The following is a 25496-nucleotide window of genomic DNA, read 5'->3' as shown; positions in this document are numbered from 1 at the left end:
CCGCAGTGTGTTATTTGGCGAAAAATAGTGCTTTGACTCGCAAAAACATTGGGGTATGTTCAAGGATTACTCGATGGGCATGACATCGTTTCATGCCCCTTTATGCAAGCAAATACAAGAATGAATTAGGCAGTCAGCAATGCAGTTTTCGAAATTTGGTGAAAAATTTAATCAGTATTCCGGTATTACCCAGTTAATGGACGATCTCAATGATGGCCTACGTACCCCCGGAGCCATTATGCTCGGCGGTGGTAATCCAGCCGCCATTCCCGCCATGATTGACTACTTTCATCAAACCAGTGCTGACATGCTTAGCAGTGGTGAACTGATCGCTGCCCTCGCCAACTATGATGGCCCACAAGGTAAAGATCTGTTCGTTAAATCTCTCGCAAAACTGCTTAAAGAAACCTATGGCTGGGAAATCAGTGAAAAGAACATTAGCTTAACCAATGGCAGCCAGAGTGGATTTTTCTATCTATTTAATCTGTTTGCTGGCCAGCAAGCTGATGGTTCACATAAGAAAATTTTACTGCCATTAGCGCCTGAATATATTGGTTATGGTGATGCCGGGATAGATGAAGATATTTTTGTCTCCTATCGCCCAGAAATAGAACTACTCGACAATGGCTTATTCAAATACCACGTGGATTTCGAAACCTTGAGCGTGGATTCGTCGGTAGCCGCCATTTGCGCTTCCCGTCCAACCAATCCGACGGGAAATGTGCTCACAGAACAAGAGATCCACAAGCTCGATAAACTGGCTAGAGAGAACAATATCCCACTGATTATCGACAATGCATACGGCGTTCCATTTCCCAACATCATTTTTGAAGAGATTGAACCCTTTTGGAATGACAACACCATTTTATGCATGAGCCTTTCGAAACTGGGTTTACCCGGTGTGCGCTGCGGTATCGTCATTGCCAACGAAACCATTACCCAAGCATTAACCAACATGAATGGCATCATTAGCTTAGCGCCAGGCAGCATCGGCCCAGCCATTGCTCATCACATGATTGAAAAAGGCGATCTATTAAGGCTCAGTCGCGATGTGATCAAGCCCTTCTACCAGCAGAAATCACAAAGAGCAGTCGAGTTACTCAAGCAAGCCATTAGCGACCCGCGCTTTCGTATCCATAAACCAGAAGGGGCGATCTTTTTATGGCTCTGGTTTGATGAGCTCCCTATAACCACCATGGAACTTTACCAACGTCTAAAAGCCAGAGGAGTATTGATTGTACCGGGTGAATATTTCTTTATTGGTCAACAAGACGATTGGCAACACGCGCATCAGTGTCTGCGCATGAACTACGTGCAAGATGATGAAGCCATGCAAAAGGGCATTCAAATTATTGCTCAAGAAGTGGCATTAGCTTATCAACAGTAATTCATCCTTTCTGCCATGAAAAAGAGCGCCAAAAGGCGCTCTTTCACTACTTTAATGTGGCCAGTAACTTAATTGTTCTCAATTAAGTTTTTACCATTAATCGCAATTTTACGTGGTTGCATCGCTTCAGGTGTTTCACGTTCAAGATCCACGTGTAGCAAGCCATTTTCCATTGTGGCTCCGAGTACTTTGACATAGTCGGCCAATTGGAATTTACGTTCAAAATCGCGCTCAGCAATACCTTGGTAGACGTAGTTTTTATTCTCTTCGGGTTTACGTTCGCCACGCACAATCAGCGTATTTTCTTGTTGAGTAATCTCAATCTGCTCTTCAGAAAAACCGGCTACCGCCATCGTGATGCGATATTTATCGTCGTCTTGCTGTTCAATATTGTACGGAGGGTAACCCGCAGAGCTATTCTTCGCTGAACTGGATTCCATCATGTTTAATAGACGGTCAAAACCAATTGCGTTGCGGTATAAAGGAGTGAAATCGACTGTTCTCATCATACTATCCTCATCATAAGCAATAGCCTTAGCGCATAGGCGCTAAGCCGTTAGCAGCCATTCTTTCAACATGGAGCTAACAACACATTTAATGATCACAACACAAGGCTCCTCTTAAGAGAGCAAACCTGTGTCGCCATTCCAGAGGTCCTTACGGCATCCTCTTCATTGATAGATATAGGGGCACTAAAATTCTTTTCAAGGATTTTTTGAAAAATTTTTTAGTCCTCGCTAAAGCGAACAGAAACTAGAAAGAGGACATCGAATCAAACTGATACTCCGTAGAGTTACAAAGCCTTCATTAGCAGGATATAGAGTCAATACAGAGACATAAAAAAGCCTAACGATATCATTAGGCTTTATTTTGCACTTTAACCGATGAAAACTTATTTTATTTTCCGCGTTTTTTCCTTTCTTTAATTACACTGCTTTCTTCCATTTTTTCTTGCTTTAATTTCCGCTTTTCTTTTAGGCTAAGTTGCGCTTTTTTCATATCTTTCTTACTCATAGTAATCTCCTTATTTTAACGAAGAAATTTAATTTACACACGTTAGTGACTTTTCAGGAAGAATATTAACCACTTTATATTCTCGCTCTTTTCCTAAAATATATAATTTAAAACACTCTTGTTCACGTAATCCAAAAATAGAAGCGCCTAAATAAGAGTAAAGTGATACGAGACCATCATTAGGGTTGTTCCGCTCACCAAGCACTATAATAATTTGATAAGGTTGACACTTTTCTGTATCAACAAAGCTGACCCTATCTCCAACGTTGACTCGGCGCTCTGCCGTAGAATATCTGGCCAATGATTCTGCTTCTATTCTCTCGAAAAGAGTCAGTAAAATCAGTGGAGACTGATAGGTAACAAATAAGCTTGTTATTATTTTACTTTTGAAAAAAACAAGCCAACGCTTAAATAAGTTGATATTTATTACTCCTTACAATAATTCCAAAAATAGATTAGATAATATCCGAAAGTTAGACCTTCGGATTTATTACTGTAAGATAAATAACAAACCCACATCTCCTAAAAAGTAATTAATGAATACTATATCGGCCAAAAAATATAATTCAAGCTCATAAAAACCTCTAAAAACATGGAATAAAATAAAATAGTAGATACTTTTTTTTATTGAGAGAAAATCCCAATAAAAAAACGTTTATGACCTTTTATCCTTAAAGACAACCTAAGATAAGTAGAAAGTGTTGATGCTAAAAATGGTTGCTCCCACGTTGGGTGACTTTGTATTGACCATAAAAAAACACCGCTCTTGCGAAACGGTGTTTTTGGGATTTGCTTTATAGCAACGACTTAGACATCGAGGTTGGCAACTTTTAAGGCGTTCTCTTCGATGAATGCGCGACGCGGCTCAACTTGATCACCCATCAAGGTGGTAAACAGTTCATCAGCACCAACAGCATCTTCAATCGTGACTTGCAGCATACGGCGAGATTCAGGATCCATCGTCGTTTCCCACAACTGATCTGGGTTCATTTCACCTAGACCTTTGTAGCGTTGCAGGCTTAGGCCACGACGAGACTCTTTAATTAACCAGTTCAACGCATCAACAAAGTTATCGACAGGTTGAATACGCTCACCACGTTGAATGTAAGCCCCTTCTTCAACTAAGCCATAAAGTGCTTCAGAAAGGTCCGCCAGCTTGCTGTACTCTTTCGAATTGAGCAAATCAGCACTTAATAGATGTTGGTGCGTTACACCATGAGTGCGCACTACAATCTTAGGCTGATAAATACCAAGCTCCGCATTGTGCTCAGTTTCAATGCTGTATTGGCTTGCGCCAACTTCTTTCGCATTTAACTGCTCAACCAGCTGTTTGCCCCACGCTTCTACTACTGCAGAATCAGCGCATTGATCAACAATGATACGCGGCATATAGATGAATTCATGGATCAAGGCGTAAGGGTAGCGGCGGCTCATACGCTCCACCAGCTTAATGGCGACATTGTATTGCTTAACCAAGGTTTCTAACGCTTCACCTGCTAATGCTGGCGCTTGAGGGTTAACATGCAATGAGGCTCCATCCAATGCTAAAGCAACTTGGTATTGGTTCATCGCATCTTCATCTTTGATGTACTGCTCTTGCTTGCCTTTTTTCACTTTATACAAAGGCGGTTGAGCAATGTAGATGTAGCCACGCTCAATCAGCTCAGGCATTTGACGATAGAAGAAGGTCAACAGTAACGTACGGATGTGCGAACCGTCGACGTCCGCATCGGTCATGATGATGATGTTGTGATAACGCAGTTTGTCTGGGTTATATTCATCACGGCCAATGCCACAGCCTAATGCGGTGATAAGCGTTGCGACTTCTTGCGAAGAAAGCATTTTGTCGAAACGTGCTTTTTCAACGTTAAGAATTTTACCTTTCAGTGGCAAAATCGCTTGGTTTTTACGGTTACGTCCCTGCTTGGCAGAACCGCCAGCAGAGTCCCCTTCCACTATGTACAGTTCAGATAGTGCAGGATCTTTTTCTTGGCAATCGGCGAGTTTACCCGGCAAACCGGCAAGATCTAACGCACCTTTACGACGTGTCATTTCACGCGCTTTACGCGCCGCTTCACGAGCACGAGCCGCATCAATGATTTTTGAACAGACCATTTTGGCTTCGCTTGGGTTTTCAGCCAAAAACTCCGCCAATTTCTCACCCATTGCTGACTCAACCGCAGATTTCACCTCGGATGAAACCAATTTATCTTTAGTTTGGCTAGAGAACTTAGGATCCGGCACTTTCACTGAAACCACCGCGGTTAAACCTTCACGAGCATCATCACCCGAGGTCGCCGCTTGCGCTTTTTTCGAGAAGCCTTCTTTATCCATGAAGGTGTTTAGGGTACGAGTTAACGCCCCACGGAAACCCGCTAAGTGGGCACCACCATCACGTTGAGGAATATTGTTGGTAAAGCAGTAAATGTTTTCTTGGAAACCATCGTTCCACTGCATCGCCACTTCCACGGTAATCCCATCGTCACGCTCAGAGCTGAAATGGAATACTTTTTCATGGATCGGCGTTTTATTGCGGTTTAAATGGCCAACGAACGCTTTAATACCACCTTCATATCTGAAATGGTCTTTTTTATCTTCTTCGCGTTCATCAAGCAATTTGATGGATACACCAGAGTTTAGGAAAGAGAGCTCACGCAGACGCTTAGCTAAAATATCGTAATGGAATTCAATGTTGGTAAAGGTTTCAGCACTTGGCCAAAAACGCAGGGTTGTCCCGGTTTTATCGGTTTCACCCACCACAGCCAACGGCGCTTGTGGCACACCGTGACAATAAGTTTGTGTGTGAATAGCGCCGTTACGGTAGATAGTCAGTAGCACTTTTTCAGACAGCGCGTTGACAACGGACACACCGACGCCGTGCAGACCACCCGAAACCTTGTATGAGTTGTCATCAAATTTACCGCCCGCATGCAGAACCGTCATAATAACTTCAGCGGCAGAAACTTGTTCTTCTTCGTGAAGGTCGGTAGGAATACCACGGCCATCATCGCTAACTGAAACTGAATTGTCTTCGTGAATAGTCACTACGATGTCTTTACAGTGACCTGCCAACGCTTCATCAATTGAGTTATCCACCACCTCAAAAACCATGTGGTGCAGACCGGTGCCATCATCCGTGTCGCCGATGTACATTCCTGGACGTTTACGAACCGCGTCCAGACCCTTCAGTACCTTAATACTCGATGAATCGTAATTATTCGACATGAGTTACTCTCTCACTATTTTATCCGTGCTCTATTGTGCCATGTTCCACATGAAACATCTTGCTGTTTGACTCAATCATGTCTGCAACTTGGCCTTGCGTAATAGAACTTACAAAAACTTGTGCCCCCGTCGATTTTAAGCAATCCGCTAAACGCTTACGACGATGGCTATCTAATTCGGAAGCAAAGTCATCAATTAAATAGATGCATTGCTTACCTGTCAGCTCGGTTAAGTGTTGTCCTTGTGCGACGCGCAGTGCACACACCATTAATTTAAGCTGACCGCGTGATAGAACATCTTCAACCGGTGTTCCATTGACCTTTATTTTTAAATCCGCTTTGTTCGGGCCACTGAATGTGTAGCCTAGCGATTGATCGCGTTCGAAGTTTTTCTCGAGGATTTGTTGATAGGGCGTCTCTTTTTCCCAACCACGATAATACTTCATTTGCACATCAAATTCTGGCAAAAAACTGCGACACAACGCCTCGGCAACACACTTCATTTGCGTCACATAATGTGTGCGCCATGCATCGATTTGTTCAGCCAAGCGCGCCATCTCCTGATCCCAGTAACTGAGTTCACGATAATGGGTTGCCGTTTTTAACAACGCATTGCGCTGCTTATTGAGGCGCTTAAAACGCCCCCATACATCATAAAAGGCAGGTTCACTATGAAATACCCCCCAATCAATAAATGCACGTCGTTGTTTTGGTCCATCGGTGAGCAGATCAAACCCTTCCGGATGAATTAATTGCAAAGGTAAAACTTGTGCCAGTTGCGCCAGTTTTTGCCCAGATTGACCGCCTATTTTAACCTCTGTTGAACCGTCACGCTGCTTATTAATGCCAATCGGTAGCTCAAATTGATCCGAGGTCAAAAAACGCCCATGCACAAACAGCTCCTGACACTCATTTTGTATGACGCGTCCGGTTAAGGCGCTTTTGAACGAGCGACCATGACCCAGCAGGTAAATCGCTTCCAATACACTGGTTTTGCCGCTGCCATTAGGGCCAATAAGAAAGTTAAAGCCTGATGATAATGGGATATCACAGGCTTTAATATTGCGAAATTGTTGGACGATTAAACGAGTCAGCGGCATTGCGCAAACTTAAAGTCGGATCGGCATGACGACATACATCGCGCTGTCGTCATCGCGATTTTCAATCAGCGCGCTGGCGTTGGCGTCAGACATCGATACACGAACCTGTTCACAACGTAATGTATTCAGTACATCGAGCACATAGCTGACGTTAAAACCGATTTCGATAGCGTCGCCTTCAAAGGTGACATCCAACAACTCTTCCGCTTCTTCTTGCTCTGGGTTGTTGGCGGTAATGCGCATTTCATTATCCGCAAGATTAACCCGTACCCCGCGAAACTTTTCATTTGAGAGAATCGCGGCACGAGAAAATGCCTGACGTAACTCATCACAGCCCGTTTCTAAGGTTTTGGTCGTTTGCTGCGGCATAACGCGGCGATAATCAGGGAAGCGGCCATCAACCAGCTTAGAAGTGAAGATGAAATTATTCACTTGGGCGCGCAAATTTGAGCTACCAATTTGCAGCACAACCGGCTGTTCTGGCGCATCAAGTAACTTGACCAGTTCCTGTACCCCTTTACGCGGCACGATGATCTGTTTATTGGCAAAATCCGCGCTGAGTGCTGTTTGCGAAACCGCCATACGGTGTCCATCGGTTGCCACAGAGCGCAAGGTTGAACCGTCGATTTCAAATAGCATACCGTTCAGGTAATAACGCACATCTTGGTTAGCCATCGAAAACTGGGTTTTCTCAATTAAACTGCGCAGTTCTGCCTGAGTGAGCGACACTTCCACTTCACTTTGCCAATCTTCAATATTAGGAAAGTCACTGGCAGGTAAGGTTGCCAGAGAGAAACGGCTACGGCCAGAACGCATCTGAATGCGATCGCCTTCCAATACCACAGTGATCACGGCGCTATCGGGCAAGCCGCGACAAATATCTAAAAATTTACGCGCAGGGACAGTGATGCTTCCTGCTTCGCACTCACCTTCAAGAGTCACGCGGCTAATCAGTTCGACTTCGAGATCGGTCGCCGTCATCGACAGCACGTTCTCTTCCACTTTGAGCAACAAATTACCAAGAATTGGCAAAGTCGCACGTCCGCCTAATGTTCCAGATACTTGCTGAAGTGGCTTAATGAAGTGGCTACGTTCAATAGTAAATTTCATAGTTAGCTCTTACGATGTTATCGGGCAACCCCAAATGTGAGGGTTAAAATAGCTGATATAAGAAGGTTGTGCATCAAGAAGACAGGGTACGAATTAAATTCGAATAGTCTTCTTTGATGTCGTGGCTCTCTTCACGTAGCTGCTGGATTTTACGGCAAGCGTGCAGCACTGTCGTATGATCTCGGCCACCAAACGCATCACCAATTTCAGGCAAGCTGTGGTTAGTCAGCTCTTTAGCTAGTGCCATCGCCAACTGGCGTGGACGAGCAACCGAGCGAGAGCGACGTTTAGAAAGCAAATCCGCCACTTTAATTTTGTAGTATTCCGCCACGGTCTTTTGAATGTTATCAATGGTGACCAATTTTTCTTGCAAAGCTAATAAGTCACGCAGCGCTTCACGCACAAAATCGATGGTGATCGGACGGCCAGTAAAGTTAGCGTTGGCGATAACACGGTTTAGTGCGCCTTCCAATTCACGCACGTTGGAACGTAAGCGTTTGGCAATAAAAAAGGCAACTTCATCGGCAAGATGAATTTGGTGATCTTCTGCCTTCTTCATTAAAATCGCGACACGCGTTTCAAGCTCTGGTGGCTCAATCGCGACCGTCAAACCCCAACCAAAACGAGATTTCAGGCGATCTTCCACCCCATTGATCTCTTTAGGGTAGCGGTCGGAAGTCAAAATGATTTGTTGGTTACCTTCAAGCAATGCGTTAAAGGTATGAAAGAACTCTTCTTGCGAACGCTCTTTATTGGCAAAGAATTGAATATCATCGATCAAGAGTGCATCGACACTGCGGTAATAACGTTTGAACTCTTCAATCGCATTATTTTGCAGCGCTTTCACCATATCTTGCACGAAACGCTCTGAGTGCATGTAAATCACTTTCGCATTCGGGTTGTTATCAACAATCGCATTACCAACGGCGTGCAATAAGTGTGTTTTACCTAGCCCTGTACCACCGTATAAGAAGAGTGGGTTATAGGCCGCGCCGGGGTTATCGGAAACTTGACGCGCTGCAGCCAAACCAAGTTGGTTCGATTTACCTTCAACGAAGTTATTGAACTTATGTTTAGGGTTAACGTTTGATCTGTGATTGATGTCTGCCACAACCGTGTCGTTTTCCCACGTACGATGTACTGGTTTACGCGCTTGTAACTGTGCAGGAGCTGAAGATTCAGCCGCGACATCCGCTTGAGTACGAACGGGAGCAGCTTTAGGCGCGCTGACCCGGCGACTACCCACTTCAAAACGCAGGTTCGGGGTATCGTGGCCACAATGCTCTTGCAGTAGTCGGTTGATGCTGTTGATGTATTTATCGCGCACCCAATCAAGCACAAATCGGTTTGGGGCGAATAAAGTGAGAGTATTGTCATTGAGCTCCGCTTGTAACGGACGTACCCACATGCTGAATTCCGCTGCTGGTAACTCTTCTTGAAGCTGTTGCAAACATTGCAACCAAAGCGAAGATGACACGGTTGCCCTCACCCTAAGTAAATGATCGAAAAGACTGGCGATTTTACCTGTTGATAACCAAGATCGCCAGCGATTGATCCGTGATCCAGTGAATAAGATCGAAGTTATTCACACAATTTGCGCTTGATTTTTGTCGATCTTCACAATTAGCACCACTTTACCCACACGATGATCCACATATACAAGGATCCTCTATACTTATCCCCAATTGTGTCACTATGTTCGGTTATGGTTAATAACTACTGGTTATTTATTCTATTGAGTGCTTTACCAGTAACATCCCTCTCTATAAATATAAGGAGTTTCAAGATGAAAAACTGGGTTAAAGTCGCCATTACTGCAATTGCACTATCCGCTGCAAGCGTACACGCGGCAACGGAAATAAAAGTCGGCATGTCAGGGCGCTATTTTCCATTCACTTTTGTCAAACAAGACAAGCTGCAAGGCTTTGAAGTGGATGTTTGGGATGAGATAGGTAAACGCAATGATTACGATGTAAAATATGTTACGGCTAATTTCTCCGGTCTCTTTGGCCTGCTTGAAACTGGCCGAATTGATACCATTTCAAACCAAATCACCGTCACAGAAGCACGTAAAGCGAAATACTTATTTGCTGACCCGTATGTCATCGACGGTGCACAAATTACCGTTCGCAAAGGTAATGACAGCATTAAAGGGATTGACGATCTTGCCGGCAAAACGGTCGCGGTCAATTTAGGCTCAAACTTCGAGCAGCTACTGCGCAGCTTTGACAAAGACAATAAAATCATCATCAAAACTTACGATACTGGCATTGAACATGACGTTGCTCTTGGCCGTGCTGATGCGTTTGTGATGGATCGCCTTTCGGCTCTGGAATTGATTAAAACAACGGGCTTACCGTTGCAATTGGCTGGTCACCCTTTTGAAACCATTGAAAACGCTTGGCCGTTTGTTAACAACGAGCAAGGCCAAAAACTGCAAGCTGAAGTGAATCAAGCGTTAGCTTCGATGCGCGCTGATGGCACACTGAGTGCGATTTCTGAAAAATGGTTTGCTGCCGATATCACCAATAAGTAAATTCCCCTATTATCAAAAGATAGGATTGAGGTGGAACCACACATTCCACCTTTTTTGTTTTAAAAAGGTAAGCCGATGGGATTTGATTTTCACTATATGCTTGAGCTGATGCCAATACTGCTCAGGTATTTAGGCACCACCATGGAGATGGCGACTTGGGGCTTAGTGTTTGCTTTGATCCTGTCGGTCATTTTAGCCAATATTCGTGTGTTCAAAGTGCCCATTTTGGATCCGCTAAGCCAGCTGTATATCAGCTTTTTCCGCGGTACTCCCCTGCTAGTACAACTATTTCTACTCTACTATGGTCTGCCACAAGTGTTACCGTGGATGGTCGGTTTAAATGCGTTTAGCGCCGCGGTGATCGGGCTAACTCTTCACTTCGCCGCTTATATGGCAGAAAGTATTCGCGCCGCCATTTTGGGTATTGATCGCAGCCAAATGGAAGCGAGTTTGTCTGTGGGTATGACCACAAGCCAAGCAATGCGCCGCATTATTTTGCCGCAAGCCACTCGTATCGCGTTGCCATCATTAATGAATTACTTCATTGATATGATCAAATCGACCTCATTAGCTTTTACATTAGGAGTCGCTGAGATCATGGCCAGAGCGCAGATGGAAGCTTCGTCAAGCTTTCGCTTCTTTGAAGCTTTCCTCGCCGTTGCGTTAATTTACTGGGCCGTAGTGGTGGTACTGACTCGGGTACAAATTTGGGCTGAAGAGAGACTCAATAAGGCGTATGTACGATGATTAAACTCGATAATATTCATAAGCGCTTTGGCGATACTGAAGTGCTCAAAGGAATCAGCTTAGCAATAGAAAAAGGTGAAATCATCGTCATTATTGGCTCAAGCGGTACAGGTAAATCGACCTTACTGCGCTGCGTCAACTTCCTAGAACGCGCAGACCAAGGCTCCATTACTATTGATGATGTCACCGTCGACACCCAGCAACAGACCAAAGCAGATGTATTAGCACTGCGCAGAAAAACAGGCTTTGTTTTTCAAAACTACGCGCTGTTTGCTCATATGACGGCGAGGCAAAATGTCGCCGAAGGGCTCATTACGGTGCACGGTTGGAAAAAAGATCTCGCCCTGACCCGTGCGCAGCAGATTTTGGATGACATCGGTCTTGGGGATAAAGGAGATAGTTATCCCGCAGCGCTTTCTGGTGGCCAGCAGCAGCGCGTTGGGATCGGCCGTGCGATGGCGCTACAACCAGAATTGCTGCTATTTGATGAACCTACGTCAGCACTCGATCCTGAATGGGTTGGCGAAGTGCTTGCTTTAATGAAGAAATTAGCCACTCATCACCAAACAATGCTGGTGGTTACCCATGAGATGCAGTTTGCAAAGGAGGTAGCCGATCGCGTGATCTTCATGGCCGATGGGCAAATTGTAGAGCAAGGCTCTCCACAGGATATCTTTGGTAATCCACAGGATCCTAAGCTCAAGAAATTTTTAAATCAGGTGGGGATCGACGAAGGATCCTTGTGATTTAAAGGAGACTGCGTATAATCCCCCGACCGGAATTTTAGTGAACCCAATCGTTGACACTTATTGTGACAGTGATTACAATTCCGCCTCTTTGTTGAGAGGCGTCGGATTCCTTTCTTTCTATTAAAGAAGCGAAAATATGCCCACGCCGGGTTTATTTGAACCTAAAAACTACTGATCAGTAAGGTAATTACACATGTCTAAACGCACTTTTCAACCTACCGTTCTAAAGCGCAAGCGTACTCACGGTTTCCGTGCACGCATGGCAACTAAGAATGGCCGTAAGGTTATTAATGCACGTCGTGCTAAAGGCCGCGCGCGCCTGTCAAAATAATTCGCGATTATTTTGAATACGTACGCGTTCAATCGGGAGTTACGTTTGTTAACTCCCGAACATTATAAAAAAGTCTTCCAGCAAGCGCACAGCGCAGGCTCCCCCCATTTCACTATCATTGCTCGCGAAAACGCTCTTACCCACCCAAGGTTAGGGTTGGCCGTCCCCAAAAAACAGATCAAAACTGCTGTTGGCCGTAATCGCTTCAAACGCCTCGCTCGCGAAAGCTTCCGTAATAAACAGCATCAACTTCCTAACAAAGATTTTGTTGTGATTGCGAAAAAGAGCGCGCAAGATTTAAGCAATGAAGAAATGTTCAAACTATTTGAAAAATTATGGCATCGCCTGTCTCGCCCTTCGCGTGGTTAGCAATCGGATTCGTCCGTTTTTACCAAGGAATCATCAGTCCTCTGCTTGGACCACGCTGTCGTTTTACTCCAACCTGTTCAAACTATGCGATAGAAGCGTTGAAAGCTCACGGTTTTGTAAAAGGGTGTTGGTTATCAGGCAAACGTCTATTAAAATGCCACCCTTTGAACGAAGGGGGTTTTGACCCCGTTCCGCCACCAGTCCAAAAACAAGACAGAGATAATTAACGATGGATTCTCAACGTAATATCCTGTTAATCGCCTTGGCACTCGTTTCTTTTTTACTTTTCCAGCAATGGCAAGTAGCAAAGAACCCAGCACCTCAAGCGGTTGAGCAGGCACAAAATAGCAGCACTTTAACTGCACCATCTATGGCTGATGAGTTAGACCCAGCACCAGCAGTAACCAATGCGTCTGCAAAAACCATCACCGTCAAGACTGATGTACTGACTCTGTCAATTGACACGGTAGGTGGTGATGTAGTGAAGGCCGAGCTGAATAAGTACGATGCTGAACTCAATTCAGAAGACCCATTTGTGCTACTTAAAGACATTCCTGGTCACCAGTTTATCGCGCAAAGTGGTTTAGTGGGACCGCAAGGGATCGATTTAAGCAGCAACAATCGTCCAAACTATACTGTTAGCGCAGACACCTTTGCTCTAGCGGATGGTCAAGACGAACTGCGCATTCCCATGACTTATCAAGCCAATGGCCTTGAATACACCAAAACCTTCATCCTTAAACGTGGCAGCTACGCCTTGGATGTTGAATTTGATGTAGTCAACCAATCTGGTAATAACGCGACACTGGGTATGTATGCACACCTACGCCAAAATTTATTGGACGCTGGTGGCAGCTTGGCTATGCCAACTTACCGTGGCGGTGCTTACTCAACACAAGATACACGTTATAAGAAATACAGTTTCGATGATATGCAAGATCGTAACTTGTCACTGCCTTTAGTTAACGGTGAAGGTTGGGCGGCGATGATCCAACACTACTTTGCCAGCGCGTGGATCCCACGTGATGCAGCAGGGTCAAACTTATACACTCGCGTGATTGGCAACTTAGGTGATATTGGTGTTCGCATGCCAAATAAAACCATCGCCAACGGTGAAAAAGCGACATTCTTAGCCACACTTTGGGTCGGTCCAAAACTACAAGATGAGATGGCTGCAGTTGCGCCAAATCTTGATCTAGTTGTCGACTACGGCTGGTTATGGTTTATTGCAAAACCACTACACATGTTGCTTTCATTCATTCAAAGCTTCGTTAGCAACTGGGGTGTAGCAATCATCTGCTTAACCTTCATTGTTCGCGGTGCTATGTACCCACTGACCAAAGCACAATACACCTCTATGGCAAAAATGCGCATGCTGCAACCGAAGCTGCAAGCAATGCGTGAGCGCATCGGCGATGACCGCCAACGCATGAGCCAAGAAATGATGGAGCTGTATAAGAAAGAGAAAGTAAACCCACTCGGTGGTTGTTTACCTATCTTCCTGCAAATGCCTATCTTCATTGCGCTTTACTGGTCATTAATGGAATCGGTTGAACTGCGTCATTCACCTTTCTTTGGTTGGATTCATGACCTTTCAGCACAAGACCCATACTACATCTTGCCACTGCTGATGGGTGTGAGTATGTTTATGATCCAGAAAATGAGCCCGACGACAGTCACTGATCCGATGCAACAGAAGATCATGACCTTTATGCCGGTTATGTTTACGTTCTTCTTCTTGTTCTTCCCATCAGGTTTAGTGATTTACTGGTTGGTATCGAACATCGTTACCTTGATCCAGCAAACCTTGATTTACAAAGCGCTGGAGAAAAAAGGCTTACACTCTAAGTAGCCACTTCAGCAAGAAGTCACACTGACAAGTGAAACAAAGGCGACCTTTTGGTCGCCTTTTTGTTTTTGGCTGATTACAATTGCGCTCATACACCCCTATGTTAGGTACCCTTATGTCTACAGACACCATTGTTGCTCAAGCAACCGCTCCAGGCCGAGGTGGCGTGGGGATTATTCGCGTCTCAGGCCCGAAAGCCGCTCAAGTCGCGCTTGAAGTAACCGGGAAAACACTGAAACCTCGTTATGCGGAATACTTGCCTTTTAAGCATCAAAATGGCACCGAACTTGACCAAGGCATCGCGATCTATTTTCCTAACCCTCACTCCTTTACCGGCGAAGATGTGCTCGAACTACAAGGACACGGTGGCCCGGTCGTCATGGATATGCTGATCAAACGCATTTTGGCTATCAGTGGCTTGCGCGCAGCGCGCCCGGGTGAATTTTCTGAGCGTGCGTTTTTAAACGACAAAATGGATTTAACCCAAGCGGAAGCGATTGCCGATTTGATTGATGCCAGCTCTGAAGAAGCGGCCAAATCCGCTCTGCATTCATTGCAAGGTCAATTTTCCAAACGCATTCACACCTTGGTCGATTCCCTAATCCACCTGCGAATTTACGTTGAAGCAGCGATTGATTTTCCTGAAGAGGAGATCGATTTTCTTGCCGATGGTAAAGTTGCCGCAGATCTGCAAAATATCATCGACAACTTAGACGCCGTGCGCAAAGAGGCCAATCAAGGGGCCATTTTACGCGAAGGGATGAAAGTGGTGATAGCAGGGCGTCCTAACGCGGGCAAATCGAGTCTATTGAATGCGCTTTCAGGCAAAGATTCAGCCATCGTTACAGACATAGCAGGAACCACACGTGACGTACTGAGAGAGCACATCCACATCGATGGCATGCCACTGCATATCATCGATACCGCTGGCTTACGTGATGCCAATGACGAAGTCGAAAGAATAGGTATTGAGCGTGCTTGGGATGAAATAGCAAAAGCAGATCGTGTGCTCTTTATGGTTGACGGCACCACCACCGATGCCACCGATCCGAAAGAAATCTGGCCAGATTTTGTCGATCGATTGCCTGAAAACATCGGCATGACGGTGATCCGCAACAAAGTCGATCAAACCAAAGAATCGCTCGGTATCTGTCATGTTAATTCTCCAACATTAATCCGCCTGTCGGCAAAAACTGGAGAGGGCGTTGATGCTCTGCGTACTCATCTCAAAGAGTGCATGGGCTTTGCTGGGGGCAATGAAGGCGGCTTTATGGCCAGACGACGCCATTTGGACGCGCTAGAGCGCGCCGCACAGCACCTCATGATTGGTCAGCAGCAGCTCGAAGGCTACATGGCTGGTGAAATCTTAGCGGAAGAACTGCGTTTATCGCAGCAACATCTAAACGAGATAACGGGCGAATTTAGCTCCGATGACTTGTTAGGGCGCATCTTTTCGTCGTTCTGTATCGGCAAATGATCGCAGTGAGAAGCTTGTTCACTCTTAATTATAGGAATATCTCATGATCCATATCATCACTGGCAGCACCTTAGGAGGCGCTGAATATGTCGCCGATCATCTCAACGATCTACTGCAAGAGCAAGGTTATACTACGACTATCCACAACCAACCCAACTTAAGTGATATACCCTCACAAGGGACTTGGCTCATTGTCACCTCCACGCATGGAGCGGGTGACTACCCAGACAATATCCAACCTTTTATCGCTTCTTTGCAATCAACACCACCGAACACGAGCGAGTTAAAATATGCCGTGGTAGCACTTGGCGATTCAAGCTATGACACGTTTTGCGCAGCAGGTAAGCATACATATCAACTGCTTGAGGATATAGGTGCAACGCCAATTAGCGACTGTTTCACCATAGATATATTAGAATATTCCGTTCCTGAAGATGCCGCTGAAGTATGGCTCAAACAGCACATCGAACAATTCTAGCGAATAGCATAAAGTCACCAAGCGGCCTGTGAGCCGCTTTTTTTGTACTCTTAAGCTCTGTGTATAACTGTCTCAATACTCGCCATAGAAAAGTTAAGTCCATTTTAAATATTTTAATGTGTATAACTATGCTGTTATTCGGTGATTAACCTATAGTTATCCAATTAATAACTTATGCATTTCACGACCCTGTGTATAACTAGCCTTTTTGATCCCAGCTAATACACGATTAGATCATGTCAGGATCACAGCTTGTGATCCTCTTAAAAACCATGATCTTGTTGATCATTTATCGGTTATCCACAGATATGCTCGATCCTAATAATAGATCTAATAAAAGATCTCTATATAGATCTTATATATTATTAACTTACCAAGCTCAGATTAAAAAAGCAGAAAAGCGATTTTCTAGCCAGTGGAAAGCAGGTAGAATACGCCTCTTTTGTCAGTCCATGCTTCATTGAATACCTGAGGTCGGTTCATGCTTTATCACGAAAAATTTGACGTCATTGTGGTCGGTGGTGGCCATGCTGGAACGGAAGCCGCTCTCGCTGCAGCTCGTACTGGTCAAAGTACGCTATTGCTTACCCATAACATTGAGACTCTAGGACAGATGTCGTGCAATCCTGCGATCGGCGGAATTGGTAAAGGACATCTGGTTAAAGAAGTCGATGCCATGGGCGGTCTAATGGCACAAGCGATTGATCATGCAGGTATTCAATTTAGAACACTCAATGCCTCAAAAGGGCCAGCGGTTCGAGCGACTCGAGCCCAAGCAGATCGTGCGCTTTACAAATCGTATGTGCGTGATGTGCTTGAAAACACGCCAAACTTAACTTTGTTCCAACAAGCGGTCGATGATCTTATCGTTGAAAATGATCGTGTAATGGGCGTTGTGACTCAAATGGGCCTCAAATTCCACGCCAAAGCGGTGGTATTGACGGTAGGCACCTTCCTTGGTGGAAAGATCCACATTGGTCTTGAAAACTTCTCAGGAGGCCGCGCAGGAGATCCTCCATCGATCGCATTAGCGCAACGTTTACGTGAACTGCCGTTTCGAGTAGATCGTTTAAAAACCGGTACGCCACCAAGGATCGATGCGCGCAGCGTGGACTTCTCAGTGTTAGAAACACAACACGGTGATAACCCAACGCCTGTTTTTTCCTTCATGGGACAACGTGAACAGCATCCACGTCAAATACCATGCTACATCACGCATACCAACGATAAAACGCATGATGTGATCCGTGCCAATCTTGATCGTAGTCCGATGTACGCAGGAGTCATCGAAGGTATCGGCCCACGCTACTGCCCATCGATCGAAGACAAAGTCATGCGTTTTGCCGACAAAAATAGCCATCAAATTTTTATCGAGCCTGAAGGTTTGAGCACGACAGAACTCTACCCTAACGGTATTTCCACCAGCTTACCGTTTGATGTACAAGTGCAGATCGTTCGCTCAATGAAAGGGTTTGAAAACGCACATATTGTTCGTCCGGGTTACGCCATCGAGTACGATTTTTTCAATCCACAAGATTTAAAACAAACCTACGAAACCAAATTCATCAGTGGTTTGTTCTTTGCTGGTCAAATCAACGGCACCACCGGATACGAAGAAGCGGCAGCGCAAGGGTTAATGGCTGGTTTGAATGCAAGCTTATTTAGCCAAGAAAAAGAAGGCTGGAGTCCACGCCGTGATCAAGCTTACATGGGCGTGTTGATCGATGATCTTTCCACTATGGGTACCAAAGAACCTTATCGCATGTTTACCTCTCGCGCTGAATATCGCTTACTGCTACGCGAAGATAACGCCGATTTGCGTTTAACCGAAAAAGCCAGAGAGTTAGGTTTAGTCGATGATGCGCGCTGGGCGCGTTTTAATCAAAAAATGGAAAACATGGAAATCGAACGTCAACGTTTGAAACAAACGTGGATGAACCCGAACTCCGTGGGTGTTGATGCACTGAATGCGTTGCTCAAAACACCCATGTCTCGTGAAGCGAGTGGTGAAGATCTACTACGTCGACCAGAAATCACCTATCAACAGCTCACGTCGCTTGAGTCATTTGCACCAGCATTGAACGATAGTGAAGCGGCTGAGCAAGTTGAAATTCAAATCAAATACGATGGTTATATTCAGCGTCAGCAAGATGAGATCGACAAATCATTGCGCCATGAGCACACTAAATTGCCGCTGGATCTTGACTATAAACAGGTCAAAGGCTTGTCCAACGAAGTGATCCTTAAGCTTAACAATGCCAAGCCTGAAACGGTTGGTATTGCCTCTCGTATTTCCGGTATTACACCAGCTGCTATTTCTATCTTATTGGTTTATTTGAAAAAGCAAGGTGTATTGAAGAAAGGGGAAGACGCCGCATGAGCGAGTTAAGAACGCGTCTCGATGATTTAATTGGTCAAACCGATCTCGAGGTCAATGAGCAGCAACGTAGCCAATTAGTCGGTTACGTGGAACTGCTGAATAAATGGAACAAAGCCTACAATCTCACCTCAGTGCGCGATCCTATGGATATGTTGGTGAAACATATTTTAGATAGTATAGTGGTAAGTCCTCACTTACAGGGTGAGCGTTTTATCGACGTTGGTACTGGGCCTGGTTTACCTGGTATACCTCTCGCTATCATGAATCCTGATAAAACCTTTTACTTACTCGATAGTTTGGGTAAGCGCATTCGTTTTATTAAACAAGTTCTGCATGAGCTTGGTATTAAAAATGTGACCACGATTCAAAGTCGAGTCGAAGAGTTTCAGCCTGAAGTAAAATTTGATGGCGTACTGAGCCGTGCGTTTGCTTCAATGCTCGATATGGTGGAATGGTGTCACCATTTACCAAAAGAAACATCGGGCCGATTTTTAGCCCTGAAAGGACAACGGCCAGATGAGGAAATAGCCACACTACCTGAGTGGTGTTCTGTGACTGATGTCAAAGCTTTGAAAGTTCCTGAGTTGGAAGGTGACCGTCATCTTGTAATCTTATCTCGCAAGGGATAACAGCGAGGCATACCGTGGGCAAAATCGTAGCAATCGCCAACCAGAAAGGTGGCGTAGGAAAAACAACAACGTGCATTAACTTAGCGGCCTCTATGGCGGCGACTAAGCGTAAAGTTTTAGTGATCGATCTCGACCCACAAGGCAATGCAACGATGGCCAGTGGTGTTGATAAGTATCAAGTAGATGCAACCGCGTACGAATTGTTGGTCGAAGACACCCCTTTTGATGAAGTCGTGTGTCGCAAAACAACGGGACACTACGATTTGATTGCGGCGAACGGAGACGTGACAGCCGCTGAAATCAAATTAATGGAAGTCTTTGCTCGCGAAGTGCGTTTGAAAAATGCCCTCGCGCCAGTTCGTGATAACTATGATTTCATCTTTATTGATTGTCCTCCTTCTTTAAATCTTCTTACAATCAACGCCATGGCCGCAGCGGATTCTGTGTTAGTGCCAATGCAATGTGAGTATTTTGCATTAGAAGGTTTAACGGCGTTAATGGATACCATCAGCAAGTTAGCCGCGGTAGTCAACGAAAACCTGAAAATCGAAGGGTTACTTCGAACGATGTACGATCCGCGTAATCGCCTAGCCAATGAAGTATCCGATCAACTGAAAAAGCACTTTGGAAACAAAGTCTATCGCACCGTTATTCCTCGTAATGTCCGTCTTGCTGAAGCGCCAAGTTATGGTAAGCCAGCAATGTACTACGACAAGTATTCAGCTGGGGCAAAAGCATATCTCGCCTTAGCTGGCGAAATGCTTCGTCGAGAAGAAATACCCGCATAATCTCAACTAAAGGAATTCGTCTACATGACTAAACGTGGTTTAGGAAAAGGATTGGATGCATTGCTCGCAACCAGTTCTCTTGCTCGTGAAAAGGAGCAAGCCGCCTCACATAGCCAAGCACTCTCTTCTGATGGCGAATTAATGGATATCGCGGTATCAAATTTGAAACCTGGCATGTATCAACCACGTAAAGATATGTCGGCAGAAGCGTTGGAAGAGCTATCTGCGTCTATCCAATCGCAAGGTATTATCCAGCCGATCGTGGTAAGACGTTTAGAACTTGGCGGCTATGAAATTATTGCAGGTGAACGCCGTTGGCGCGCTGCAAAACAAGCAGGTTTAAAGCAAGTGCCCTGTTTGATCAAAAATGTCCAAGATCGCGCTGCGATTGCGATGGCACTGATAGAAAATATTCAACGCGAAGATTTGAATGCGATTGAAGAAGCACAAGCTTTAGAGCGGTTGCAAGACGAATTTAAGCTCACTCACCAACAGGTGGCTGATGTGATTGGTAAATCACGCACTACCGTGAGTAACTTATTACGCTTAAATCAATTGGCGGATGGCGTGAAGCGTTTAGTGGAAACCAAGCAGCTTGAAATGGGCCATGCACGAGCATTATTGATGCTCGAAGGCGATCAACAAATTGAAATTGCACAACGTGTGGCCGCAAAACAGCTGACCGTGAGACAAACTGAGCAATTAGTGAAAAAGTGTCTAACACAGCCTTCTGAGGACGGATCGGCATCGGAAGACTTAGATGCACAACAAATGTCACAAAGATTGAGTGAAATGTTAGGGGCTAAAGTGTCGATCATTCGTTCAAAAGGTGGCAAAGCCAAAATGACGATTAGTCTTGATGAGCCTCACAAATTAGAGCAACTAATTGCCAAGCTAGAAAGCTAAATGAGATAATTGATTTAAGTCAATTATGCAAAAAACGTTTTTTTATTTGAAAGTTGTCGGTTTGTAAACAAAATTGTAACTTTTTGCTGTCTTTCAATTGCAATCAGTTCGACTCACCGTATAATTTTCGCCAATTTCCCAGCCCTATGTTGTAGATGAGCTGAGGATATTACTAGAGGTACGAATACATGGTAGCTGCGTTGGCTAGACCAGGACGAGAGCTTGCTAAGCGATTGTTAATGATCCAGTCTGGCGCGGTTATTTTTGTGGCGGCAGGGATGGCGGTAGCTGTAAATGCTGAATGGGGCTTTTCTGCGCTGATTGGGGGTGGCATCTTTGTCATTGCCAATGCGGTTTTTGCGCTGTGTGCTTTTATGTTTAGTGGAGCTCGTGCTGCGAAGCAAGTCGCGGCCTCTTTCTACACTGGCGAAGTACTCAAGATCCTCATCACAGTTGCACTGTTCTGTGTTGCCTACATGTATATGCAGGTGGAACTCGTTCCCCTCAAACTAACCTATTTGCTGGCTCTAGGTATTAATATCTGTGCGCCAGTGCTATTCATTAACAACAAAAAATAGGATGAGTTATGGCTGCGCCAGGTGAAGCGCTAACATCGTCCGGATACATTGAACACCACTTGACGAACCTCTCTCTTGCGAAGATTTCTGAGCATTACGATTTGGGGCTGTCAATTAGTGAGACGAGTTTCTGGAACGTACATATCGATAGCCTGTTTTTTTCCTTGTTTACTGGCTTAATATTCCTATGGATATTTCGCTCTGTAGCAAAGAAAGCAACAGCGGGTGTACCCGGTAAGCTGCAGTGTTTTGTTGAAATATTGGTAGAATTTGTCGATCAAAACGTCAAAGACACCTTTCATGGACGCAATCCACTTATAGCACCGCTGGCACTGACTATCTTTTGTTGGGTATTGTTAATGAACATCATGGACTTAGTGCCCATCGATTTCTTACCGTATCCAGCACAACATTGGCTTGGTATCCCTTATCTAAAAGTGGTTCCGTCAGCTGATGTGAATATCACCATGGCTATGGCTCTAGGCGTATTTGCTCTGATGATTTACTACAGCATCAAAGTGAAAGGCCTAGGTGGTTTTGCGAAAGAATTAGCTCTACATCCATTCAATCACTGGACCATGATTCCGTTTAACCTACTTATTGAAGTGGTATCGTTACTTGCGAAACCTCTCTCACTCGGTATGCGTCTATTCGGTAACATGTTCGCAGGTGAGGTGGTATTTATTCTTATCGCAGCGATGCTACCATGGTGGCTACAATGGATGGGTTCACTACCGTGGGCGATTTTCCATATTCTGGTAATTCTGATTCAATCTTTCGTGTTCATGATGCTGACTATTGTTTATCTATCAATGGCACACGAAGATAGTGATCATTAATTTTTTAAAGCTTTTTATTTGGGCACATAAGCCAACAACTATAAATTGGAGATAGTAATGGAAACTTTACTGAGCTTTTCTGCAATCGCCGTAGGTATTATCGTCGGTCTTGCTTCTCTTGGTACAGCGATTGGTTTCGCACTTCTAGGCGGTAAATTCCTTGAAGGTGCTGCTCGTCAACCAGAAATGGCTCCTATGCTACAAGTTAAGATGTTTATCATCGCGGGTCTACTTGATGCGGTTCCTATGATCGGTATCGTAATTGCGCTTCTATTCACTTTCGCGAACCCATTTGTTGGTCAACTAGGTTAATCAACCGATCACACAAATTGATGATTTGTCGTTGATTAATACTTTTCGTTGGTGAACAAATAGAGGGGTAGCTGTTGTGAATATGAACGCAACTCTGCTAGGTCAAGCAATCGCGTTTGCACTGTTTGTGTGGTTCTGCATGAAATATGTATGGCCGCCAATCATGAATGCGATCGAAGAGCGTCAGAAGAAAATTGCTGACGGTCTTTCAGCCGCTGAGCGTGCTGCTAAAAACTTGGATCTAGCACAAGCCAACGCTTCTGAACAAATGAAAGAAGCGAAGCGCACTGCAACTGAGGTCATCGAACAGGCAAATAAACGTAAAGCTCAAATTTTAGACGAAGCACGTGAGGAAGCTCAGGCAGAACGCCAGAAAATCCTTGCTCAAGCGGAAGCTGAACTTGAATCTGAACGTAACCGTGCCCGCGATGAGCTGCGTAAACAAGTTGCAACTCTGGCTGTAGCTGGTGCTGAGAAAATCCTTGAGCGTTCTATCGATAAAGATGCGCACAAAGATATTCTCGACAACATTACTGCAAGACTTTAAGGATGGGGGCGCTTTATGTCTGATTTGACTACAATTGCACGCCCCTATGCTAAAGCAGCATTCGATTTTGCGGTAGAGAAAAAGCAACTTGACCAATGGGGTCAGATGTTAGCTTTTGCTGCCGAGGTCGCAAAGAACGAGCAAATGAAAGAGCTACTAACGGGCTCTGTTTCGGCTGAGAAATTAGCGGAAATTTTCATCGCAATTTGTGGCGAACAGTTTGATGTTTATGGCCAGAACCTGTTAAAGGTGATGGCTGAGAATGGCCGATTAAAGGCTCTTCCTGATGTTAGTGAACAGTTCTTTGCTCTGAAACAAGAGCATGAGAAGCAGATGGATGTTGAAGTGATTTCAGCAACTGAGCTTTCTGATGAACAGCTTGTCAATATCAGCACCAAACTTGAGCAGCGTCTTGAACGCAAAGTTCAGCTGAATTGCAGTATAGATGAGACCCTACTTGGTGGGGTTATAATTCGAGCCGGAGACCTTGTCATCGATAACTCAGCCCGCGGTCGTTTAAACCGCCTGAGCGATGCATTACAGTCTTGATGGGGATTGGAGCATGCAACTTAATTCCACGGAAATTAGCGATCTAATTAAACAACGTATCGAATCTTTCGACGTTGTTAGTGAAGCTCGCAATGAAGGTACTATCGTATCGGTAAGCGATGGTATCATTCGCATTCACGGCCTAGCGGACGTGATGCAAGGTGAAATGATTGAATTACCGAGTGGCCGTTATGCACTTGCACTTAACCTTGAGCGTGACTCGGTTGGTGCGGTTGTCATGGGTCCATATGCTGACCTTAAGGAAGGCATGAAAGTAACAGGTTCTGGTCGTATTCTTGAAGTGCCAGTTGGTCCTGAATTGTTAGGTCGCGTAGTGAATACACTCGGTCAGCCTATCGATGGTAAAGGTCCTATCGAAGCGAAATTGTCTTCACCTGTTGAAATGATTGCACCTGGTGTAATCGACCGTAAATCAGTCGATCAACCAGTACAAACCGGCTATAAGTCAGTTGACTCTATGATCCCAATCGGTCGTGGCCAACGTGAACTTATCATCGGTGACCGTCAAACTGGTAAAACAGCAATGGCGATCGACGCAATTATTAACCAAAAAGATTCAGGTATTTACTCTATCTATGTTGCGATTGGCCAAAAAGCCTCAACTATCGCTAACGTAGTACGCAAATTAGAAGAGCACGGCGCGCTTGCAAACACAGTTGTGGTTGTTGCATCGGCTTCTGAATCCGCGGCATTGCAATACCTTGCGCCATATGCAGGTTGTGCAATGGGTGAATACTTCCGCGATCGCGGTGAAGATGCACTGATTGTTTATGATGACTTATCTAAACAAGCGGTTGCTTACCGTCAGATCTCACTACTACTCAAACGCCCACCAGGCCGTGAAGCATTCCCAGGTGACGTTTTCTATCTCCACTCTCGTCTACTTGAGCGTGCTGCTCGTGTTAGCGAAGAGTATGTAGAACGTTTCACTAAGGGTGAAGTGAAAGGTAAAACCGGTTCTTTAACCGCTCTACCTATCATTGAAACACAAGCGGGTGACGTTTCAGCATTCGTACCGACTAACGTAATCTCGATTACCGATGGTCAGATCTTCCTACAAACTGAACTATTCAACGCGGGTGTTCGCCCAGCCGTTGACCCTGGTATTTCAGTATCTCGTGTAGGTGGTGCCGCTCAGACGAAAATCATCAAGAAACTGTCAGGTGGTATCCGTACCGCGCTTGCACAGTACCGTGAACTTGCTGCATTTGCTCAGTTCTCGTCAGATCTTGATGAAGCGACGAAGAGACAGCTAAACCATGGTCAGAAAGTAACAGAGCTGATGAAGCAGAAACAATATGCTCCGATGTCTGTGTTTGACCAAGCGTTGGTTATCTTTGCGGCAGAGCGTGGTTATTTAAATGATGTTGCGTTGAATAAACTGGCTGATTTTGAATCTGCTCTACTGTCGTATGCTCGTGGTCAATATGTTGATCTTGTAAAAGATATCGACAAATCGGGTGCTTATAACGATGAAATCGAAGCTCAGTTCAAGAAACTGGTTGACGATTTCAAGGCAACCCAGACCTGGTAATTGGTGGGTGACCCTAGGGTCACCACTGACCAATAACGGATT

26 protein-coding genes are annotated in these 25496 nt (G+C 45.0%); 20 read left to right on the top strand and 6 right to left on the bottom strand.

Annotated elements, in window-relative coordinates; translation table 11 throughout:
- Positions 1–139: 139 nt before the first annotated feature.
- On the top strand, positions 140–1387 hold the full coding sequence (locus AACQ79_RS00185) for a valine--pyruvate transaminase (RefSeq protein WP_010319942.1): 1248 nt from the start codon (positions 140–142) through the stop codon (positions 1385–1387).
- A 68-nt stretch (positions 1388–1455) separates the two neighbouring features.
- On the opposite strand, the gene AACQ79_RS00180 is transcribed toward AACQ79_RS00185, so the two are convergent.
- The 6 genes from AACQ79_RS00180 to dnaA all read right to left on the bottom strand — a co-directional run bounded on the left by AACQ79_RS00180 (position 1456) and on the right by dnaA (position 9312).
- Complete coding sequence (locus AACQ79_RS00180) at positions 1456–1893, bottom strand: Hsp20 family protein (RefSeq protein ID WP_088731324.1); 438 nt, start codon at positions 1891–1893, stop codon at positions 1456–1458.
- A 536-nt stretch (positions 1894–2429) separates the two neighbouring features.
- The gene (locus AACQ79_RS00175; protein ID WP_017046366.1) at positions 2430–2702 is read right to left on the bottom strand and encodes a GreA/GreB family elongation factor; all 273 of its coding nucleotides are present in this window, start codon (positions 2700–2702) and stop codon (positions 2430–2432) included.
- Between the two features lie 506 nt (positions 2703–3208).
- Positions 3209–5626 carry a DNA topoisomerase (ATP-hydrolyzing) subunit B gene (gene gyrB, locus AACQ79_RS00170; RefSeq protein ID WP_017046367.1) on the bottom strand — a complete coding sequence of 806 codons (2418 nt, stop codon included), beginning with the start codon at positions 5624–5626 and terminating at the stop codon, positions 3209–3211.
- Between the two features lie 19 nt (positions 5627–5645).
- The gene (recF, locus tag AACQ79_RS00165; protein WP_170899518.1) at positions 5646–6725 is read right to left on the bottom strand and encodes a DNA replication/repair protein RecF; all 1080 of its coding nucleotides are present in this window, start codon (positions 6723–6725) and stop codon (positions 5646–5648) included.
- Between the two features lie 9 nt (positions 6726–6734).
- Positions 6735–7835, bottom strand: a complete 1101-nt coding sequence (gene dnaN, locus AACQ79_RS00160; RefSeq protein ID WP_088720678.1) for a DNA polymerase III subunit beta — start codon at positions 7833–7835, stop codon at positions 6735–6737.
- A gap of 73 nt (positions 7836–7908) precedes the next feature.
- Positions 7909–9312, bottom strand: coding sequence for a chromosomal replication initiator protein DnaA (gene dnaA / locus AACQ79_RS00155; RefSeq protein ID WP_010319947.1), 1404 nt, complete (start codon positions 9310–9312; stop codon positions 7909–7911).
- A 309-nt stretch (positions 9313–9621) separates the two neighbouring features.
- Here dnaA and AACQ79_RS00150 point away from each other — a divergent pair, with 309 nt between their 5' ends.
- From AACQ79_RS00150 to atpA, 19 genes are all read left to right on the top strand, one after another.
- Positions 9622–10371 carry an amino acid ABC transporter substrate-binding protein gene (locus tag AACQ79_RS00150; protein WP_026027668.1) on the top strand — a complete coding sequence of 250 codons (750 nt, stop codon included), beginning with the start codon at positions 9622–9624 and terminating at the stop codon, positions 10369–10371.
- A 75-nt stretch (positions 10372–10446) separates the two neighbouring features.
- Positions 10447–11118, top strand: a complete 672-nt coding sequence (locus AACQ79_RS00145; protein WP_010319949.1) for an amino acid ABC transporter permease — start codon at positions 10447–10449, stop codon at positions 11116–11118.
- Positions 11115–11864 carry an amino acid ABC transporter ATP-binding protein gene (locus tag AACQ79_RS00140; protein WP_017047819.1) on the top strand — a complete coding sequence of 250 codons (750 nt, stop codon included), beginning with the start codon at positions 11115–11117 and terminating at the stop codon, positions 11862–11864. Before AACQ79_RS00145 ends, AACQ79_RS00140 begins: the two co-directional genes overlap by 4 nt.
- Before the next feature lie 196 nt (positions 11865–12060).
- A complete protein-coding gene (gene rpmH / locus AACQ79_RS00135) occupies positions 12061–12198 on the top strand; it encodes a 50S ribosomal protein L34 (RefSeq protein ID WP_010319951.1) in 138 nt (45 codons plus the stop codon).
- 12 nt (positions 12199–12210) lie between these two features.
- Positions 12211–12567 carry a ribonuclease P protein component gene (rnpA, locus tag AACQ79_RS00130; protein WP_026027667.1) on the top strand — a complete coding sequence of 119 codons (357 nt, stop codon included), beginning with the start codon at positions 12211–12213 and terminating at the stop codon, positions 12565–12567.
- On the top strand, positions 12534–12794 hold the full coding sequence (yidD, locus tag AACQ79_RS00125) for a membrane protein insertion efficiency factor YidD (RefSeq protein ID WP_081265547.1): 261 nt from the start codon (positions 12534–12536) through the stop codon (positions 12792–12794). The genes rnpA and yidD overlap by 34 nt, the downstream gene beginning before the upstream one ends.
- 2 nt (positions 12795–12796) lie before the next feature.
- Positions 12797–14419 carry a membrane protein insertase YidC gene (gene yidC / locus AACQ79_RS00120; protein ID WP_017046370.1) on the top strand — a complete coding sequence of 541 codons (1623 nt, stop codon included), beginning with the start codon at positions 12797–12799 and terminating at the stop codon, positions 14417–14419.
- A 112-nt stretch (positions 14420–14531) separates the two neighbouring features.
- Positions 14532–15893, top strand: coding sequence for a tRNA uridine-5-carboxymethylaminomethyl(34) synthesis GTPase MnmE (gene mnmE / locus AACQ79_RS00115; RefSeq protein WP_026028517.1), 1362 nt, complete (start codon positions 14532–14534; stop codon positions 15891–15893).
- A 43-nt stretch (positions 15894–15936) separates the two neighbouring features.
- Positions 15937–16371, top strand: coding sequence for an FMN-binding protein MioC (mioC, locus tag AACQ79_RS00110; RefSeq protein ID WP_170899517.1), 435 nt, complete (start codon positions 15937–15939; stop codon positions 16369–16371).
- Between the two features lie 481 nt (positions 16372–16852).
- Entirely contained in the window at positions 16853–18751 is a 1899-nt protein-coding gene (gene mnmG, locus AACQ79_RS00105) for a tRNA uridine-5-carboxymethylaminomethyl(34) synthesis enzyme MnmG (protein WP_170899516.1), read from the top strand.
- On the top strand, positions 18748–19380 hold the full coding sequence (gene rsmG / locus AACQ79_RS00100) for a 16S rRNA (guanine(527)-N(7))-methyltransferase RsmG (RefSeq protein ID WP_010319958.1): 633 nt from the start codon (positions 18748–18750) through the stop codon (positions 19378–19380). The genes mnmG and rsmG overlap by 4 nt, the downstream gene beginning before the upstream one ends.
- A 14-nt stretch (positions 19381–19394) precedes the next feature.
- Positions 19395–20168 (top strand): ParA family protein, encoded by a 774-nt coding sequence (locus tag AACQ79_RS00095; protein WP_013855586.1) that lies wholly within the window; start codon positions 19395–19397, stop codon positions 20166–20168.
- A 24-nt stretch (positions 20169–20192) separates the two neighbouring features.
- Entirely contained in the window at positions 20193–21074 is an 882-nt protein-coding gene (locus AACQ79_RS00090) for a ParB/RepB/Spo0J family partition protein (RefSeq protein ID WP_017044113.1), read from the top strand.
- A gap of 188 nt (positions 21075–21262) precedes the next feature.
- On the top strand, positions 21263–21652 hold the full coding sequence (locus tag AACQ79_RS00085) for a F0F1 ATP synthase subunit I (protein ID WP_013855588.1): 390 nt from the start codon (positions 21263–21265) through the stop codon (positions 21650–21652).
- An 8-nt stretch (positions 21653–21660) separates the two neighbouring features.
- Positions 21661–22491, top strand: coding sequence for a F0F1 ATP synthase subunit A (atpB, locus tag AACQ79_RS00080; RefSeq protein WP_013855589.1), 831 nt, complete (start codon positions 21661–21663; stop codon positions 22489–22491).
- Positions 22492–22548: 57 nt separating this feature from the next.
- Complete coding sequence (gene atpE / locus AACQ79_RS00075; RefSeq protein ID WP_002540812.1) at positions 22549–22803, top strand: F0F1 ATP synthase subunit C; 255 nt, start codon at positions 22549–22551, stop codon at positions 22801–22803.
- Positions 22804–22879: 76 nt separating this feature from the next.
- Positions 22880–23350: a F0F1 ATP synthase subunit B gene (gene atpF / locus AACQ79_RS00070; protein WP_013855591.1), complete on the top strand. Its 471-nt coding sequence runs from the start codon at positions 22880–22882 to the stop codon at positions 23348–23350.
- A gap of 15 nt (positions 23351–23365) precedes the next feature.
- A complete protein-coding gene (gene atpH / locus AACQ79_RS00065) occupies positions 23366–23899 on the top strand; it encodes a F0F1 ATP synthase subunit delta (protein WP_013855592.1) in 534 nt (177 codons plus the stop codon).
- A 13-nt stretch (positions 23900–23912) separates the two neighbouring features.
- A complete protein-coding gene (atpA, locus tag AACQ79_RS00060) occupies positions 23913–25454 on the top strand; it encodes a F0F1 ATP synthase subunit alpha (protein ID WP_026027662.1) in 1542 nt (513 codons plus the stop codon).
- Positions 25455–25496 lie beyond the last annotated feature (42 nt).

Origin of the sequence: Vibrio sp. 3-2(1), assembly GCF_963887575.1 — a bacterium.
GTDB classification, from domain to species: Bacteria; Pseudomonadota; Gammaproteobacteria; order Enterobacterales; family Vibrionaceae; genus Vibrio; species Vibrio anguillarum.
Note: the sequence above shows the minus strand (reverse complement) of the source record. Positions and strands in the feature narration are given on the sequence as shown.